Source organism: Knoellia pratensis (assembly GCF_042666395.1).
Taxonomy (GTDB): domain Bacteria; phylum Actinomycetota; class Actinomycetes; order Actinomycetales; family Dermatophilaceae; genus Knoellia; species Knoellia pratensis.
Map to the genome: position 1 here is coordinate 726,376 of NZ_JBHTDJ010000004.1, position 15,969 is coordinate 742,344.

At 68.4% G+C, this 15,969-nt stretch carries 18 protein-coding genes; 2 read left to right on the forward strand and 16 right to left on the reverse strand.

All coding sequences use genetic code 11. From position 1 onward, the window contains the following. Nucleotides 1-118: 118 nt before the first annotated feature. The 8 genes from pyrF to pyrR are packed head-to-tail and all read right to left on the reverse strand — an operon-like array spanning nucleotide 119 to nucleotide 10,250. Nucleotides 119-991, reverse strand: coding sequence for an orotidine-5'-phosphate decarboxylase (pyrF, locus tag ACFQRE_RS19695; protein WP_380125731.1), 873 nt, complete (start codon nucleotides 989-991; stop codon nucleotides 119-121). Beyond that, the gene (locus ACFQRE_RS19700) at nucleotides 988-1,950 is read right to left on the reverse strand and encodes a dihydroorotate dehydrogenase (protein WP_380125733.1); all 963 of its coding nucleotides are present in this window, start codon (nucleotides 1,948-1,950) and stop codon (nucleotides 988-990) included. The genes pyrF and ACFQRE_RS19700 overlap by 4 nt, the downstream gene beginning before the upstream one ends. Next, nucleotides 1,950-2,846 carry a dihydroorotate dehydrogenase electron transfer subunit gene (locus tag ACFQRE_RS19705; protein ID WP_380125735.1) on the reverse strand — a complete coding sequence of 299 codons (897 nt, stop codon included), beginning with the start codon at nucleotides 2,844-2,846 and terminating at the stop codon, nucleotides 1,950-1,952. Before ACFQRE_RS19705 ends, ACFQRE_RS19700 begins: the two co-directional genes overlap by 1 nt. Beyond that, on the reverse strand, nucleotides 2,843-6,160 hold the full coding sequence (carB, locus tag ACFQRE_RS19710; protein ID WP_380125737.1) for a carbamoyl-phosphate synthase large subunit: 3,318 nt from the start codon (nucleotides 6,158-6,160) through the stop codon (nucleotides 2,843-2,845). Before carB ends, ACFQRE_RS19705 begins: the two co-directional genes overlap by 4 nt. A 1-nt stretch (nucleotide 6,161) precedes the next feature. Further along, nucleotides 6,162-7,328 carry a glutamine-hydrolyzing carbamoyl-phosphate synthase small subunit gene (gene carA, locus ACFQRE_RS19715; protein WP_380125739.1) on the reverse strand — a complete coding sequence of 389 codons (1,167 nt, stop codon included), beginning with the start codon at nucleotides 7,326-7,328 and terminating at the stop codon, nucleotides 6,162-6,164. Then, nucleotides 7,325-8,617 carry a dihydroorotase gene (locus tag ACFQRE_RS19720; RefSeq protein WP_380125741.1) on the reverse strand — a complete coding sequence of 431 codons (1,293 nt, stop codon included), beginning with the start codon at nucleotides 8,615-8,617 and terminating at the stop codon, nucleotides 7,325-7,327. Before ACFQRE_RS19720 ends, carA begins: the two co-directional genes overlap by 4 nt. After that, complete coding sequence (locus ACFQRE_RS19725; protein ID WP_380125873.1) at nucleotides 8,614-9,606, reverse strand: aspartate carbamoyltransferase catalytic subunit; 993 nt, start codon at nucleotides 9,604-9,606, stop codon at nucleotides 8,614-8,616. Before ACFQRE_RS19725 ends, ACFQRE_RS19720 begins: the two co-directional genes overlap by 4 nt. A 23-nt stretch (nucleotides 9,607-9,629) precedes the next feature. Continuing rightward, on the reverse strand, nucleotides 9,630-10,250 hold the full coding sequence (pyrR, locus tag ACFQRE_RS19730) for a bifunctional pyr operon transcriptional regulator/uracil phosphoribosyltransferase PyrR (RefSeq protein ID WP_380125743.1): 621 nt from the start codon (nucleotides 10,248-10,250) through the stop codon (nucleotides 9,630-9,632). 197 nt (nucleotides 10,251-10,447) lie between these two features. On the opposite strand from pyrR, the gene ACFQRE_RS19735 reads away from it, so the two are divergent. Further along, nucleotides 10,448-10,639: a hypothetical protein gene (locus ACFQRE_RS19735; protein ID WP_380125745.1), complete on the forward strand. Its 192-nt coding sequence runs from the start codon at nucleotides 10,448-10,450 to the stop codon at nucleotides 10,637-10,639. 110 nt (nucleotides 10,640-10,749) lie between these two features. After that, nucleotides 10,750-11,751: a VgrG-related protein gene (locus ACFQRE_RS19740; RefSeq protein ID WP_380125747.1), complete on the forward strand. Its 1,002-nt coding sequence runs from the start codon at nucleotides 10,750-10,752 to the stop codon at nucleotides 11,749-11,751. Here ACFQRE_RS19740 and ACFQRE_RS19745 read toward each other — a convergent pair whose 3' ends face one another. The 8 genes from ACFQRE_RS19745 to ACFQRE_RS19780 form a co-directional block, all read right to left on the reverse strand. Then, nucleotides 11,752-12,336 carry a universal stress protein gene (locus ACFQRE_RS19745; protein ID WP_380125749.1) on the reverse strand — a complete coding sequence of 195 codons (585 nt, stop codon included), beginning with the start codon at nucleotides 12,334-12,336 and terminating at the stop codon, nucleotides 11,752-11,754. It lies immediately after the preceding gene. Between the two features lie 100 nt (nucleotides 12,337-12,436). Beyond that, a complete protein-coding gene (locus ACFQRE_RS19750; protein ID WP_380125750.1) occupies nucleotides 12,437-13,021 on the reverse strand; it encodes a dihydrofolate reductase family protein in 585 nt (194 codons plus the stop codon). A 13-nt stretch (nucleotides 13,022-13,034) separates the two neighbouring features. After that, nucleotides 13,035-13,454, reverse strand: a complete 420-nt coding sequence (locus ACFQRE_RS19755; protein WP_380125752.1) for a type II toxin-antitoxin system VapC family toxin — start codon at nucleotides 13,452-13,454, stop codon at nucleotides 13,035-13,037. Next, entirely contained in the window at nucleotides 13,451-13,702 is a 252-nt protein-coding gene (locus tag ACFQRE_RS19760; protein WP_380125754.1) for a FitA-like ribbon-helix-helix domain-containing protein, read from the reverse strand. Before ACFQRE_RS19760 ends, ACFQRE_RS19755 begins: the two co-directional genes overlap by 4 nt. 42 nt (nucleotides 13,703-13,744) lie before the next feature. After that, on the reverse strand, nucleotides 13,745-14,230 hold the full coding sequence (locus tag ACFQRE_RS19765; protein ID WP_380125756.1) for a GNAT family N-acetyltransferase: 486 nt from the start codon (nucleotides 14,228-14,230) through the stop codon (nucleotides 13,745-13,747). A gap of 2 nt (nucleotides 14,231-14,232) precedes the next feature. After that, nucleotides 14,233-14,643 (reverse strand): transcription antitermination factor NusB, encoded by a 411-nt coding sequence (nusB, locus tag ACFQRE_RS19770; protein ID WP_380125758.1) that lies wholly within the window; start codon nucleotides 14,641-14,643, stop codon nucleotides 14,233-14,235. Nucleotides 14,644-14,661: 18 nt separating this feature from the next. Continuing rightward, nucleotides 14,662-15,222 (reverse strand): elongation factor P, encoded by a 561-nt coding sequence (gene efp, locus ACFQRE_RS19775; RefSeq protein WP_380125760.1) that lies wholly within the window; start codon nucleotides 15,220-15,222, stop codon nucleotides 14,662-14,664. Between the two features lie 139 nt (nucleotides 15,223-15,361). Continuing rightward, the gene (locus tag ACFQRE_RS19780) at nucleotides 15,362-15,958 is read right to left on the reverse strand and encodes an NYN domain-containing protein (RefSeq protein ID WP_380125762.1); all 597 of its coding nucleotides are present in this window, start codon (nucleotides 15,956-15,958) and stop codon (nucleotides 15,362-15,364) included. Nucleotides 15,959-15,969: the final 11 nt, after the last annotated feature.

Here is a 15,969-nt window from a genome sequence, read left to right on the forward strand (position 1 = left end):
TCCGTGTGAATCCTTGTCGACGCTGCTTCTCAACGTCTCCGGGCGATTCAATCACGTCTGGAGGGGTGGGCCCGGACTGGAGGGAGCAGGTTCACAGGACCCCGAGGCACCCTCCACCTCAGGACAGCAGGGCCGCGACGCCCTCATTGGTCCGGGCAGCCTGAGCCCGCAGAGCCGCGACGTCCGGACCTGCGGAGAGGACCTCGCGGCTGCTCGCCGGCAGGACATTGTGCAGCGCGTCGCCGAAGACTCGCTTGAGATCGTCGGAGGTGCCGCCCTGCGCGCCGACACCCGGCGCGAGCAGTGGACCGTTGACCGACGCGAGGTCCAGACCGAGGTCCTGGACGGCTGCGCCGACCGTGGCGCCGATGACGAGTCCGGTGCTGCCCAGGTCGCCGGCCGCGAGCGCAACGGCGTTCTCGCCGGCGGCTCCTCGCACCATGGACTCGGCGACGCTGAGGTCGTCGCGTCGGGCGTGCTGGACGGTCTGCCCCTCGGGATTGGACGTCAGGGCGAGCACGAAGACGCCGCGTCCGTTGCTCGCCGCCTCATCCAGCGCCGGACGCAGGGACTCAAAACCGAGGTAGGGGCTCACGGTGAGCGCATCGGCAGGTGCCACTGCGGAACTGCCGAGGTATGCCGCGGCATACGCCGACATCGTCGACCCGATGTCGCCGCGCTTGGCGTCCAGGATGACGACCGTGCCTGCGGCACGCAGGTCGCGGATCGCGTCCTCGAGGACGGCGATCCCACCGGAGCCGAACACCTCGAAGAAGGCGGACTGCGGCTTGACGACGCCAACGTGGCCACCGAAGGCGTCGACGCAGGCCCGGGTGAAGGTGCGCAGCCCGTCGACGTCGTAGGTCAGCCCCCAGGACTCGACCAAAGCCTGATGCGGGTCGATGCCGGCGCACAGGGGGCCGAACTGCTCGGTGGCGGCTCGCAGCCGCTGCCCGAAGGTCTGCTGCGTTGTTTGCGTCGGTGTGGTCATGGGATCACCATCCTGTCGTGTGCGACCCCGACGAGCTCGGTGATGCGGGCGACGCCGTGGGACTCGGCGAGCGCCTCGAGCTCGGTGAGGACGCGCTGGGGTGCGGTCGGGTCGTTGAAGGTCGCGGTGCCCACCTGGATGCCAGTGGCTCCGGCGGCGATGAGCTCGAGGGCGTCGCGACCGGTGCGCACTCCCCCGACCCCGATGAGCGGCACGGTCTGGAATCGTCCGTCTCGCATGGCTGCGGTGACCTGCCACAGGGCGCGGACGGCCACAGGCCGGATCGAGGGCCCGGAGAGGCCACCGGTGATGCCTCCGAGCTGCGGTCGCAGGCGGTCGGTGTCGATGACCATGCCGAGCAGGGTGTTGATCATCGTGAGCCCGGTGGCGCCGGACTTCACGGCGGCGTCGGCGATCGAGACGATGTCGGTCACGTCGGGCGTGAGCTTGGCGAAGATCGGCACGTCTCGTGGGAGTTGCTCCCGGACGAGCGCAATGACCTTGCCCGAAGCCAGCGGGTCGCACGCGAACACGAGGCCCCTGTTGGCGACGTTGGGGCAGGAGATGTTGACCTCGACCCCGACGACGCAGTCGAACGCGTCGCTGGCAGCGAGCACCTGGGCCACATCGGCGAACTCCCCCGCCGTGTTGCCCGCGATGGACACGAGCACGCGAGCACCGACGGACTTCAGCCAGGGCAGGTCCTTGGCGACGAACGCGCGGATGCCCGGCCCCTGCAGCCCGATGGAGTTGAGCATGCCGGAGCTCGTCTCGGCCATGCGGGGGGTGCCGCGGCCCGAGCGCGCATCCATCATCACGGTCTTGGTGACGAACGCCCCGAGCCTGGAGACGTCAAAGAATCGGTGCAGCTCGCGCCCGTTGGCGGCGCAGCCGGACGCGGTCATCACCGGGTTGGGCAGGGTCCGACCGGTGAAGGTCACGGACATGTCGACGGCCATCAGTGACCTCCCACTCTCGGTGCCCCGACGGCGTCTTCGGGGACACCACACACGCCGTCGTGGAAGGCCTCCCAGCGGATGCGGTCGCCCCGGAAGACAGGCCCCTCGACGCACGAGCGGACCATCGACGTGACGCCGTTCTTGTCGCGGACCGGCATGACGCAGGTCATGCAGACGCCGATGCCGCAGGCCATCGACTCCTCGACAGCAACCTGGGCCACCGCGCCGTGCTCGGCGGCCACGCGGGTCACGGATTGGAGCATGCCCATCGGTCCACACGCATAGGCCACGGGGGCACCGGTGCGCCGGAACACGTCTGGCAGAACGTCGCTCACCCAGCCGCGCTGCCCAGCGGAGCCGTCGTCGGTCGTGACCGTGACTCCGTCGGCCGCTCGTCGTGCCTCGACGACACCGAAGAGCCGGTCCTCCGACGCGGCACCGAGCACCATCTCGACGGTGCAGCCGCGCTCGCGCAGGACCTCGGCCAGCCAGAAGAGCGGCGCCGACCCGTAACCGCCACCGACCAGCACGCAGGGCACCGGCTCGGTGGGCAAGGGGAAGGGTCGTCCCAGCGGGGCCACGACGTCGACGGCGTCGTGCGCGCGCAACCCGGTGAGCCACTCGGTGCCGGCGCCCTTGGCTGCGATGACGAGATCAAGCGTGCCGCCGTAGGTGCCGGACGGGCTCACCTTGTGGATCGAGAACGAGCGCCGCAGCAGGTTGCCCGTCGTGGGGCCACCCACCGCCAGTGCCGCGAACTGCCCCGGTCGTGCCAGCTCCGCGACACCTGGCGCGACGATGGTCAGGTGGTGGTAGGCCCCGACCCGACGGGTCGCAATGACCTCGCCCTGCACCTGGACGACACCGCTTGCGCTGCCCGCGTATCCCGTGCTCACTTGTCGGCCACCTGCATGAGGTCGAGGTGGCGCGCGTGCTCCTGGAGCGAGGTGACCGTGAGGTCCCCACGCCGCAGGGCCTCGATGGCCTGGACCGCGGCAGCGAACTCCTGGACGGTCGTGATGAGCGGGACGTCGGCGGTGTTGGCCGCGGCCCGGATGGCGTAGCCGTCGGCCCGAGCGCTCTGACCAGTGGGCGTGTTGATCACCATGGCGATCTCGCCCTGGAGGATGAGCTCGCCGATCGTGCGCGTGTCGCTGGCCTCGGCGTCGCCCTCCCGCTCGGTGATCTTGCGAATGACCTTGGCGGGAATTCCGTTGCGCCGCAGCACATCCGTCGTGCCGGACGTCGCCACGATGTCGAAGCCCAGGTCGACGAGCCGGTTGACCGGGAAGAGCATCGCGCGCTTGTCTCGGTTGGCGACGGAGACGAAGACCGTGCCGCTGTCGGGCAGACCTCCGTAGGCCGCGAGCTGGCTCTTGCCGAACGCTCGGCCGAACGTCGTGTCGATGCCCATGACCTCACCGGTCGAGCGCATCTCCGGCCCGAGGAGGCTGTCGACCATCGAGCCGTCGGCCTGGCGGAACCGGTGGAAGGGCAGCACGGCCTCCTTGACCGAGATGGGGGCGTGCGGCGGCAGGTTGCCACCGTCACCACTCGGCGGGAGGACTCCCTCGGTGCGCAGCTGGGCAATGGTTGCGCCGAGCATGATGCGACTCGCCGCGTTGGCCAGCGCAACCCCGGTGGCCTTGGCGACGAACGGCACGGTCCGCGACGCCCGCGGGTTGGCCTCGAGGACGTAGAGGATGTCCTGCGCCAGCGCGAACTGGACGTTCATCAGGCCGATGACGCCGATCCCCTGGGCCAGCTTGAGCGTGCTCTCGCGCACGAGCTCGATCTCCGCGTTGCCGAGGGTCGCGGGCGGGAGGGTGCAGGCGCTGTCGCCCGAGTGGATGCCGGCCTCCTCGATGTGCTCCATGACTCCCCCGAGATACATCTCGGTGCCGTCGTAGAGGATGTCGACGTCGATCTCGATGGCGTCGTCGAGGAAGCGGTCGACGAGCACCGGGTGCTCGGGCGAGGCCGTCGTGGCGCGCTCGACGTAGGTCACGAGCGTGTCGTCGTCGTAGACGATCTCCATGCCCCGGCCGCCGAGGACGTAGGACGGTCGCACAAGGACCGGGTAGCCGATGTCCCGCGCCACGGCGAGCGCTTCAGAAGCGGAGTATGCCGTCCCGTGCTTGGGCGCTGGCAGCTTCGCCTCTGCGAGGACTCGCCCGAAGGCACCGCGGTCCTCGGCGAGGTCGATCGCCTCGGGTGAGGTGCCCACGATGGGCACTCCCGCGTCCTTGAGGGCGCGCGCCAGGCCGAGGGGCGTCTGGCCACCGAGCTGCACGATGACGCCCGCGATCGGGCCGGCCTGCTTCTCTGCGTGGTAGACCTCCAGCACGTCCTCGAGGGTCAGCGGTTCGAAGTAGAGACGGCTGCTCGTGTCGTAGTCGGTCGAGACCGTCTCGGGGTTGCAGTTGATCATCACGGTGTCGTAGCCGGCGTCGCGCAGGGCGAAGCTCGCGTGGACACAGGAGTAGTCGAACTCGACGCCCTGACCGATCCGGTTGGGACCGGAGCCGAGGATGATGACGGCCTCCCGCTCCCGCGGCGCCACCTCGGTCTCCTCGTCGTAGGAGCTGTAGTAGTAGGGCGTCTGGGCGTCGAACTCGGCCGCGCAGGTGTCGACGGTCTTGAAGACCGGACGCACCCCGAGGGCGTGACGGACACCGCGAACGACACTCTCCGGCATACGCCGAAGTTCGCTCAGTTGCGCGTCGCTGAAGCCGTGGCGCTTGGCCAGCCGCAGCAGCTTCGGCGTCAGCTCAGGAGCGTCGCCGATCTCGCGCGCGATGTCGTTGATGAGCTCGAACTGGTCGAGGAACCAGGGGTCGATCCCGGTCGCCTCGTGGGTCTCCTCGACGGTGGCGCCGCCGCGCATGGCCTGCTGGACCGTGACGATCCGGCCATCCGTGGGACGGGCCGCGATCCTGAGCAGCTCCAGCGCCTCGTCACGACTCGGGGTCTCGCCGCGCCAGTGGAAGGAAGAGCCCTTCTGCTCGACGGAGCGCAGGGCCTTCTGCATGGCCTCGGTGAAGTTGCGACCGATCGACATGGCCTCACCGACCGACTTCATCGTGGTCGTGAGGGTGTCGTCGGCGGCGGGGAACTTCTCGAAGGCAAAGCGAGGCACCTTGACGACGACGTAGTCGAGGCTCGGCTCGAAGCTCGCCGGCGTCTCCTGGGTGATGTCGTTGGGGACCTCGTCGAGCGTGTAGCCGATCGCCATCTTGGCGGCGATCTTGGCGATCGGGAAGCCGGTCGCCTTGGAGGCCAACGCCGAGGAACGCGAGACGCGCGGGTTCATCTCGATGACGATGATCCGGCCGTCGAGTGGGTTGATCGCGAACTGGATGTTGCAGCCACCGGTGTCGACCCCGACCTCGCGGATGATCGCGATGCCGACGTCGCGCAGCCGCTGGTACTCACGGTCGGTGAGGGTGAGGGCCGGGGCGACCGTGATCGAGTCGCCGGTGTGCACACCCATGGGGTCGAGGTTCTCGATGGAGCAGACGACCACGACGTTGTCCTTGTGGTCGCGCATCACCTCGAGCTCGTACTCCTTCCAGCCGGTGATCGACTCCTCGAGGAGGACCTCGGTCGTCGGGCTGGCCTGCAGACCGGCACCGGCCATGCGGCGCAGCTCGGTCTCGTCGTGCGCGAATCCGGAACCGAGGCCACCCATGGTGAAGGAGGGGCGGACCACCATCGGGTAGCCGAGCTCCTCGGCCGCCGCGAGACAGTCATCCATCGTGTGGGCGATGACCGAGCGCGCGCTCTCGGCGCCACACCGCTCGACGACACCCTTGAAGAGCTGGCGGTCCTCGCCGAGCTGGATCGCCTCGACGTTGGCCCCGATGAGCGGGCAGTTGTACTTCTCGAGGACACCGTTCTCGTGCAACGCAATCGCGCAGTTGAGGGCGGTTTGGCCACCGAGGGTCGCGAGCACCGCGTCGGGGCGCTCCTTCTCGATGATCTTCTCGACGACCTCGGGGGTGATCGGCTCGATGTAGGTCGCGTCGGCGAACTCCGGGTCGGTCATGATCGTCGCCGGGTTGGAGTTCACGAGGATGACGCGCACGCCCTCCTCTCGCAGGACGCGGCACGCCTGGGTGCCGGAGTAGTCGAACTCGCAGGCCTGCCCGATGACGATCGGGCCGGACCCGATGACAAGGACGCTCTTGATGTCGTCACGCTTCGGCATGTCAGGCGTTCACCTTCTGGTTCGAGTTGAGCAAGTCGACAAACCGGTCGAACAGGTATGCCGCGTCGTGCGGTCCCGCTGCTGCTTCCGGGTGGTACTGGACCGAGAACGCCCGCAGCACACCGGAGTTCGCGTCGTGGAGCTCGAGACCCTCGACGACGTCGTCGTTGAGGCAGATGTGCGAGACGCGGGCCTCGCCGAACTCGGTCGCGGTCTCCTTGTCGATGGGTGCATCCACCGCGAAGCCGTGGTTGTGTGCGGTCACCTCGACCTTGCCGGTCGTGCGGTCCATGACCGGCTGGTTGATGCCGCGATGGCCGTACTTGAGCTTGAAGGTGCCGAAGCCCAGTGCGCGCCCGAGCAACTGGTTGCCGAAGCAGATCCCGAAGAACGGGATGCCTGCGCCGAGCACCTCGCGCAGGACACCGACCTCGTGGTCAGCGGTGGAGGGGTCACCGGGACCGTTGCTGAAGAAGACCCCGTCGAGGCCGTCGATCGCCGTGATGTCGCTGAACGTCGATGTCGCGGGCAGGACGTGGACCTCGATGCCCCGCTCGGACATGCGCTGCGGGGTCATGGCCTTGATGCCGAGGTCGATGGCGGCGACGGTGAAGCGCTTCTCCCCCACGGCGCGCACGACGTAGGCCTCGTCGGTGCTGACCTCCTGGGCGAGCGAGGCGCCAGCCATCTCGGGCGCGGCGGTGACGCGCTCGAGGAGCTGAGCCGACGGCATACGCGCGTCGTCTCCGGAGAAGATGCCGACCCGCATCGCGCCACGCTCACGCAGGTGCCGCGTGAGGGCGCGGGTGTCGATGTCGCAGATGCCCACCACGCCCTGGGCCACGAGCTCGTCCTCGAGGGATCGCTGCGAGCGCCAGTTGGACGGGCGCAGAGCGGGGTCACGCACGACGTAGCCGGACACCCAGATGCGCGAGGACTCGTCATCCTCGTCGTTCCAACCTGTGTTGCCGATGTGCGGGGCCGTCATGACGACGACCTGGCGGTGGTAGCTCGGGTCCGTGAGCGTCTCCTGGTAGCCGGTCATCGCGGTGCAGAACACGGCCTCACCGACGGTCTCGCCGCGGCTGCCGTAGGAGCGTCCGCTGAAGGTGCGCCCGTCCTCGAGGACGAGCACTGCAGGTTCACGCATGTGGAGTGGGGTTGTCATTCGGATACTCCTTGGCGAGCCGTGACCCTGCCGCGCAGGATCGTCGTGTGGACGGCACCGGTGAAGCTCATGCCGTGCCATGGATTGTTGCGGGACAACGATTTTGAGGTTGAGGCGTCCACCGTCTGGTGTGCCTCGGTGTCGACGAGGACGAGGTTGGCGGGGGCGCCCACCTCGAGGCTTCGACCGTGCTCGGACAGACCCGCGATGCGTGCGGGCGCTGTCGACATGCGGTCCGACAGAGCGGCGAGGTCGAGTGCTCCGCTGCGCACCATCGTGTCGTGCACGACGGCGAAGGCCGTCTCGAGACCGAGCATGCCGAACGCCGCATCGACGAAGGCGTGCTCCTTGTCGTGACGGGCGTGGGGTGCGTGGTCGGTGGCGACCGCGTCGATGGTGCCGTCGACCAGCGCGGCGCGTAGGACCTCGACGTCCTCGGCGGGTCGCAGCGGCGGGTTGACCTTGAACGTAGGGTCGTAGCCGCTCACGAGGTCCTCGGTGAGGAGCAGGTGGTGGGGCGTGACCTCGGCCGTGAGATCGATGCCGCGAGCCTTGGCCCAGCGAACGACCTCGACCCCCTCGGCCGTCGTCACGTGGGCCACGTGAATCCGCGACCCCGTGTGCTGGGCCAGTTGGGCGTCGCGGGCGATGATGCTCGACTCGGCGACGGCGGGCCAGCCCGGCAGGCCGAGACGGCCGCTGAGCTCGCCCTCGTGGCAGCAGGCGCTCGACCCGGCGAGGTCAGGGTCCTGGCTGTGCTGGCTCACGACACCACCGAAGGCCCGGACGTACTCGAGGGCCCGGCGCATGACGCGCGCGTCGTGGACGCAGCGCCCGTCGTCGGAGAAGACACGGACGTTGGCTCGCGAGCGGTGCATGAGGGCGAGCTCGGCCAGCTCCTCACCCTCGAGGGCCTTGGTCACGGCACCGATCGGCTGCACGTCCACGAGCCCGGCCGCGCGCCCGAGGTCGAAGACCCGCTCAGCCGCCTCGGCCGTGTCCGTGACCGGACTGGTGTTGGCCATGGCGAGCACCGCAGTGAACCCACCGGCGGCCGCTGCGGCCGCGCCCGTCGCGATCGTCTCGGCGTCCTCGCGTCCCGGTTCACGCAGGTGCGTGTGGAGGTCGACGAAGCCGGGCAGTAGGGCCAGCCCGTCCGCGTCGATGGTCTCGACTCCTTGGGGCACGTCCAGGCCCTTGCCGATCCCGGCGATCTGGCCCTCGAGAACAAGGACGTCCTTGGCCTCGCCCCCGAGGAGGACGGCCCCCGTGATGTGCAGGTTCGTCATGCTGCGCTCCCCTCGGCGATGGGCCCGACCTCGGTGGGCGTGTCTTCCCCAGCGAGCAAGTGATAGAGAACGCTCATCCGCACGGCCACACCGGCGCTCACCTGGTCAAGGACCAGACTCTGGGCGGCGTCAGCGGCGTCGGCGCTGATCTCGAGCCCTCGGTTCATCGGGCCGGGGTGGCAGATGACGAGGTCCGGGTTCGAATCGGTGAGGCGATTGAGGCGGTCACGGGTGAGGCCATAGCCGACGGTGTACTCGCGGGCCGTCGGGAAGTAGCCGCCACTCATGCGTTCCTTCTGGACGCGCAGCATCATCAGCGCGTCGATCGGGCGTGAGGCTTCTCCGCGGAGAACGGCGTCGAGGTCGTGGTTGAGAGTGAATCCCTCTCGCGTGGCCCAGGTCGTGATGCCGCTCGGCATGAGCGTCGGGGGCGCGACCACGGTGACATCGGCGCCGAGCCGGCGCAACGAGATGATGTTGGAGCGGAAGACGCGGGAGTGGGTGAGGTCGCCGACGATCGCGATGTGCTTGCCGTCGAGGGAGCCGAGTCGGTGCTCCATCGTGTAGGCGTCGAGCAGGGCTTGCGTCGGGTGCTCGTGGGTGCCGTCGCCGGCGTTGATGACATGCGCGTCAACCCAACCCGCCACCTGGTGGCAGGCGCCGGACGCACCGTGGCGGATGACCATGGCGTCAACACCCATGGCGTCGATCGTGCGCACGGTGTCGCGCAGGGACTCGCCCTTGGAGGCCGACGATCCCTTGCCCGTGATGTTGATGGTGTCGGCACTCATCCACTTGCCCGCGATCTCGAACGAGCTGCGGGTGCGGGTGGAGTCCTCGAAGAAGAGGTTGATGATCGTGCGGCCGCGCAGGGTCGGGATCTTCTTGACCTCGCGCTTTTGCACGTCGTGCATCTGGGTCGCCGTGTCGAGGATGGTCCGGATGCCCCGGGCGTCCAGGTCGGCCATCGAGAGGAGGTGGCGCGGCATACGCGTCTGCGTCTTCGGTTCGGTCATCGGGCACCTCCGGTGATGGTCACGCTGTCGGCCTCATCGAAATCGGCGAGACGCACGCGCACCTTCTCGGTCTGGGCGGTGGGGAGGTTCTTGCCGACGTGGTCGGCGCGAATCGGGAGTTCGCGGTGACCGCGGTCGACGAGCACGGCGAGACGCACCGCGGCCGGTCGGCCGTGGTCGGCGAGCGCGTCGAGAGCGGCCCGAACGGTGCGGCCGCTGTAGAGGACGTCATCGACGAGGACCACGGTCTTGCCGTCCACTCCGCCTTCGGGGATCGCCGTCGGCAGTGGTGCCCTGGTGGGCTGGCGACGCAGGTCGTCGCGGTACATCGTCACGTCGAGGCTGCCCACGGGGATCTCGCTGCCCTCGAACTCGGCGATGATCGCGGCGAGGCGGTGGGCGAGCGGCACGCCGCGAGACGGGATCCCGAGCAGGACGAGGCCATCGGCGCCCTTGTTGGCCTCGAGGATCTCGTGGGCGATGCGACGCAACGCCCGGGAGATGTCGGGTGCTCCGAGGACCGTCCTCCCGTCATTCGCGGGGTCGGTCTCACTCGAGGAGCTCTGGGACTTCTCTAAACTCTGGGAACTCTGGGGCACAGCGGCGTCAGGACACATCAGTGTCGTGACCTCCTTCCCTGCCTCACTGGACAGGTCGTTAAAGGATGTCGGTCGCCTCACTGTAGCGACTCGACCCGTCCTCCCCCAAAGCACCCCCTCCACTGTCTGGGTCATGAGATGACATAACGCATTGCTATGCCTGCCCCAACACCATGTGATGTACTGGGTTCACGTTCCCAGCCGAAGGAGGCCCCGTGCACCCGCAGACGCTCACGACACCCACCTCCGGCAACACGTGTGCCACGCGCGTTCAGACGGACCCCAATCGGGCGTCCCTGTTCCCGCCGCGTGACGCGGACGCGGAGACCTACCGCGCCTGGCTCGCCCGGGCGGCCTGGCCCGAGGTCGTCTTCGGCGCCCGGATCCCGGTCGCCGTCCCTCGCTGAGCGGCGCTCAGGCTGACGCGAACTCAGTGGGCGCCCCTGCACCATCGAACCGGAACTTTCCGGGCCTTCGCGCCTTGTCGGGCGTGGCACCCGTGGCCACAGTGGACGTCATGAGCGAGACCACTCCGACCCTCCTCGGCGCCGACACCGAAGCCCTGCGCCGCCTACGCACCCAGTTGGACACCGTCGGCGAGCAGTTGCGACGCCAGGGCGCCACCACGACCCAGCAGATCCAGTCGCTGGGGTGGGCCGGACGCGACCAGCAGACGTTTCTCGACATGTGGAGCGGTCAGTACCACCCGGCACTCCTGCGCGCGGCCGACGCCCTGACCACAGCGGCCGGCACGATCGAGGGGCAAGCGGCCGACCAGGACCGCGTCAGCGGTGGTCCGGGTGGATCCGACGGCGGCACTGCAGCCGCCACCGCCGCGACCGGGGCCCTCGGTGCCGCCGCCGCAGCAACTGGCCAGGCGGGTAGGGCTGGAACGCAGACCGCCGGTGGCGGCCTGGGCAGCCTGAGCCGACGCCATGAGTCCAACGGAGACCCGGGCACGGTTTCCCACGGCCGCGGCGACCGAGGCGGCGTCTCGTACGGCACCTATCAACTCTCATCGACGATGGGTTCCGCAGGCGAGTTCAGGACGTGGCTGCGACGCGAGCACCCCGACCTTGCCGCACGATTGGGCACTGCCGCTCCGGGGTCGGCAGCCTTCAGCCAGGCGTGGCGCAACATCGCGGCGGCGGACGGTGCGCAGTGGGGGCAGATCCAGCACGACTACATCCAGTACAGCCACTACGACCCGCAGGTGACCGCTGTCGAGCGGGCGCTCCCGGGCATCAACCTCGAGGGGCGCGACCCGGTCGTGCGCGACGTCCTCTGGTCCACAGCGGTCCAGCACCGGGGCGCCACCGACAACATCTTCACGCGGGCCGTGGCCGGGCGCGACATCACGACGATGAGCGACGCCGACCTCGTCCGCGCGGTCTACGACGAACGCGGACGGAACAACGGGGCGGCCTACTTCAGCAGGAGCTCCGTGGCATGGCAGGTCGGCAACGCCCGCAGATTCCGTGAAGAGAAGGCCGAAGCCCTGGAACGCCTCGGCCTCTGATCAGGTCTTCGCCGACCGTCGAGGCCTCTTGGACGGTCGGACGACGAGCACGGGACACGGCGCGTACTGCTGCACGCGCTGAGCCGTGCTGCCGAGCAGGACCGTTTCACTGATCCCTCGCGAGCCGCTGACCACGACCACCAGGCCTGCGCCCAACTGAGTGGCCGTCTTGATGATCTCGTTGGCCGGCGAGCCGCTGCGAGTCCTTTGTGGACCTTGGATCCCCAGCCCTCGAACACCTCGGCCACGACATCGATCGCGGCTTCGGCCTCCGCCCCGAAGGACGCTCCCTCGCCAGCCGCCTTCACCTTGCTCGCCGAGCCCAGCTCGTTGGAGAAGGACACGGCGGCAAGCGGCCGCACCACCGCCAGCACGGAGATGTCCGTGACCTTCGTGGCGTCGAGCACCGTGGTGGCAAACCGTGCCGCCGTGAGGGACTGCTTCGAGGCATCGGTCGCGATGATGACGTGCATGTCGTCGCGCTCCGTTCGTCAGGTTGGGTCCTGACAGGTCTGCTGAGTCGATGTCGGCCTGGTCACCGCGTTGGTCGGGACGCCCGAAGAGCACCTCGGCGGCGAACAACATGCCGCCGAGGGAGTGACCTGGCCTCGACCTGACCGGCCCTCAGGGCTGTGACCTGCGGCAACGCAGGGGTGTGCCGAAGCGGACAGGTCACGACCCCGCGTCAGGAAGCCCGATCGAGCGTGACGACGCGGACACCGCCGGCGAGGTCCTCCTGGGCGACCGGAGGGAAGCGGGCGTGCGTGAAGTCCCCTGCAAACAGCGGGATCCCGGAACCAATGACCGACGGGTTGACCTTGAGGACGAGGCGGTCGATCTCGGGCAGCAGGGCGCGGGCGAGAGTGCCGCCTCCGACGAGCCAGATGTCGAGACCGTCCTCGGCCTTGAGCTCCCGCACGCGAGCCACCGGGTCGGCCGACACGATCTCGACGGGCAGGTCGTCGCGCTCCGCGAGCGACGTGGAGACCACGAGGTGGCGAAGGTGCGGATAGGCGTCGTCGAGGCCGGCGGCCAGGCCCAGGTCATAGGAGCCCCGCCCCTCGATGACCGTGTCGAAGTGCCGACCCTCCCCCGCAATCGCCATCGCATCGCGCGCCGGCCCGGGCAGCGTCTCGGGATGGTTCGCCACGATGAACTCGATGAGATCAGGCGTGATCGGGAAGAACTCCGCCCCACTCGGGTCACCCCCGTCCGGTCCGGCGATGAATCCGTCGAGCGTGACAGCGACGTAGTAGACGAGTTTGCGCATGCGCCCGATCCTGTCAGGCCGTCTCCCACGGGTTGATGACAGCAATCCCCGTGCCCTCGAAATCCTTGACGTTGCGGGTCACGAGCGGCACGTCGTGCCTGCGACACGCGGCGGCAATCCACGCATCGGGCACGTCGATCGGGCGTCCGTGGCGACGCCGAGACGCCCTGATCTCAGCGAAGTAGGGGGCGGTCCGAGGGTCTACCCCCAGGACCCGACCGTCATAGGTCATGAGCAGGGAGTCGACCTGCTCCTGAACCGCGTCACGTCTGCGCCCTGCAGGCATCCGAAAGACTCCCTCGAGCAACTCCGCAACGGTCATCACCGTGATGTGACTCAGGCGCCAAGGCATTGATTCCAGCCACGCCAGCACGTTGCCATCCGGCTCAGGTCGCATCGTCTCCGACACGACGTTGGTATCGAGGATGATCACGTGAAGTCGGGGACGCGATGGTCACTCAAATCCTCACGTGGAGGAAGATCCAGTTCGACGCCACCAGTCCTACGGCGGAACTCGGCCATGACCGCACCCAGCGAGACGTCATCGCCCGCCGAGTCAGACACGGCCTCATCGAGAATCGCCCGCACCTCGGCCTCCATGGAGCGCCCATTCCTTGCAGCCCGCACCTGCAGTCGGTGCTTGACGTCCTCGTCGACCTTGCGGATTGTCAGTGTGCTCATCGCCATCACCCCACATCTTCAGTCACGGATATGACAGCAATGCTAGCACTCACGCACCATCGCGACCCGGCGTCCGAGACGCATCAGCCCGATGCCCTCCTCGGTCTCGCGCAGCGGCGCCATCCACTCCGGTTCGACCTCCAGTTCGACGAAGCCGTTCCGCGCATAGAAGGGCCCGTTCCACGGCACGTCCGCAAAGGTGCGCAGGGTGACCGCGCACCCACCGCGGGAGGCGACCTCACGGCATACGCCATCGAGCAGAGCCGACCCGAGACCACGGCGACCGTGCGCAGGCTCGACCGCGAGCTGTTCAAGATGCCAGCCACCGCCCAGCTCGAGGACGTGCGCAAACCCCACCAGCGGCTCCCCCACGACCAGCAGAAACCCAGGCTCGGCCGCGCGTTCCTCCCCCGACGGCGGCGGCGGCCAGTCGAGCTCGCCGAACACCGTCTCGAACAAAGCGTCCCCCAACGCCTCGACGGCCGCCAACCTCGGGAGGTCAGCGGCCGTCGCGGGTCGAACGAGCATCGTCAGGCCAGGGTCGGCTTGACCTCGGCGAGGCGGGCGAGCAGGCCGTTGACGAACTTCGGGGAGTCGTCGGTGGACAGCTCGGTCGCAATCGCCACGGCCTCGCTGATCGCCACACCCTCTGGCACCTCACCGAAGAGCACCTCGAAGGCGCCCACGCGCAGGATCGCGCGGTCGACGGCGGGCATGCGCTCGACGGACCAGCCCTGTGAATACGTGGCGAGCAGGTCGTTGATCTGCGACCAGTTGTCGACGACGCCCGTGACCAGGTTGGCCGTGAACTCGTTGAGCGGAGCGTCGGTCACCGGAGTGGCGAGGCGCTCCTTGAGGAGCTCGGTGGCGTTGACCTGACGCTGCTCGGCCTCGAAGAGCAGGTCGATGGCGCGGCGGCGCGACTTCGTGCGGGCACCCATGAGTGGAGCGTCCGCCGATCAGTTGACTCGGCCGAGGTAGGACCCGTCGCGCGTGTCCACCTTGACCTTGTCGCCGGTGTTGAGGAAGAGGGGGACGCCGATCTCGGCGCCGGTCTCGAGGGTCGCCGGCTTGGTGCCACCGGTGGAGCGGTCGCCCTGCAGGCCGGGCTCGGTGTACTGGATCTCGAGGACGACCGACGCGGGCAGCTCGATGAAGAGGACGACACCGTCGTGACGCGCGACGATCGCGTCCTGGTTCTCGAGCATGTACTTGGCGGCGTCACCGACGACGGCGGGCGTCACGGTGATCTGGTCGAACGTGTCGCCGTCCATGAACACGTAGTCCGTGCCGTCGTGGTAGAGGTAGTTCATGTTGCGCTTGTCCACGTTGGCCGTGTCGACCTTGGTGCCGGCGTTGAACGTCTTGTCGACGACCTTGCCCGAGAGCACGTGCTTGAGCTTGGTCCGCACGAAGGCCGGGCCCTTGCCGGGCTTGACGTGCTGGAACTCGATGACGGTCCACAGCTGACCCTCAAGGTTGAGGACGAGGCCGTTCTTGAGTTCGTTCGTGGATGCCACGTGAGTTCACTTTCGATGAGGTTGACAAGGATCCGGTATGCCGCGTGCCCATGGCACGCAGGAGCGTCACGGAAGTCTGGGGATGAGATCGTCGGCGAGTCTATCCGCCGGGACAGCGGGTCCCCGAATCCGCGCGGCCTCAGAGGAACTGCGACGGGTCGAACTCGCTGATCGGGATGACGCGGATGCGCGGCAGCGGCGAGGTGAACGCCTTGACGTCGTACTCGAGGTCGAAGGTCTCGAGCCCGTCGGCCTCCAGGGCGGTGAAGCCACTGTTGCGGAACTCGCGAAAAGCCATGACTCCGACGCGACGGTCGTCTTCGAGCAGTCCCTCGATCTCCTCGAGGAAGTCCCCGTCATGGCTGACGAGCATGACGTCGGCGTCGCGGTCACGGATGGCGCGCAGCGTCTTCTGGATGGCAACGTCGACCACCTTGACGTCGGCGTCACCAGACAGGGGAACCGGCGTGAACCCGAGGGCGTTGAGCGCCTGGATGAACGACATCGGCATGCTCGTCGTCGCGTTGAGGAAGAACAGTCCCTTGACGTCCTGGTCCCACGTGTCGCGGGCGAAGGAGAGAAGCCGGTCCCAGCGCGGTCGCTCGTCGGGCTGTGGGCGCCGACCCAGGATCGAGGTGCCGAGGGTGGCGTCGATGTTCTCGCCGTCGACGAGGACGTACGTGATGACGGCGTCACCACTGTTCTCTGGCGGGGACGACGTGTGCGGGGCTGCCATGCGTTGGAGTG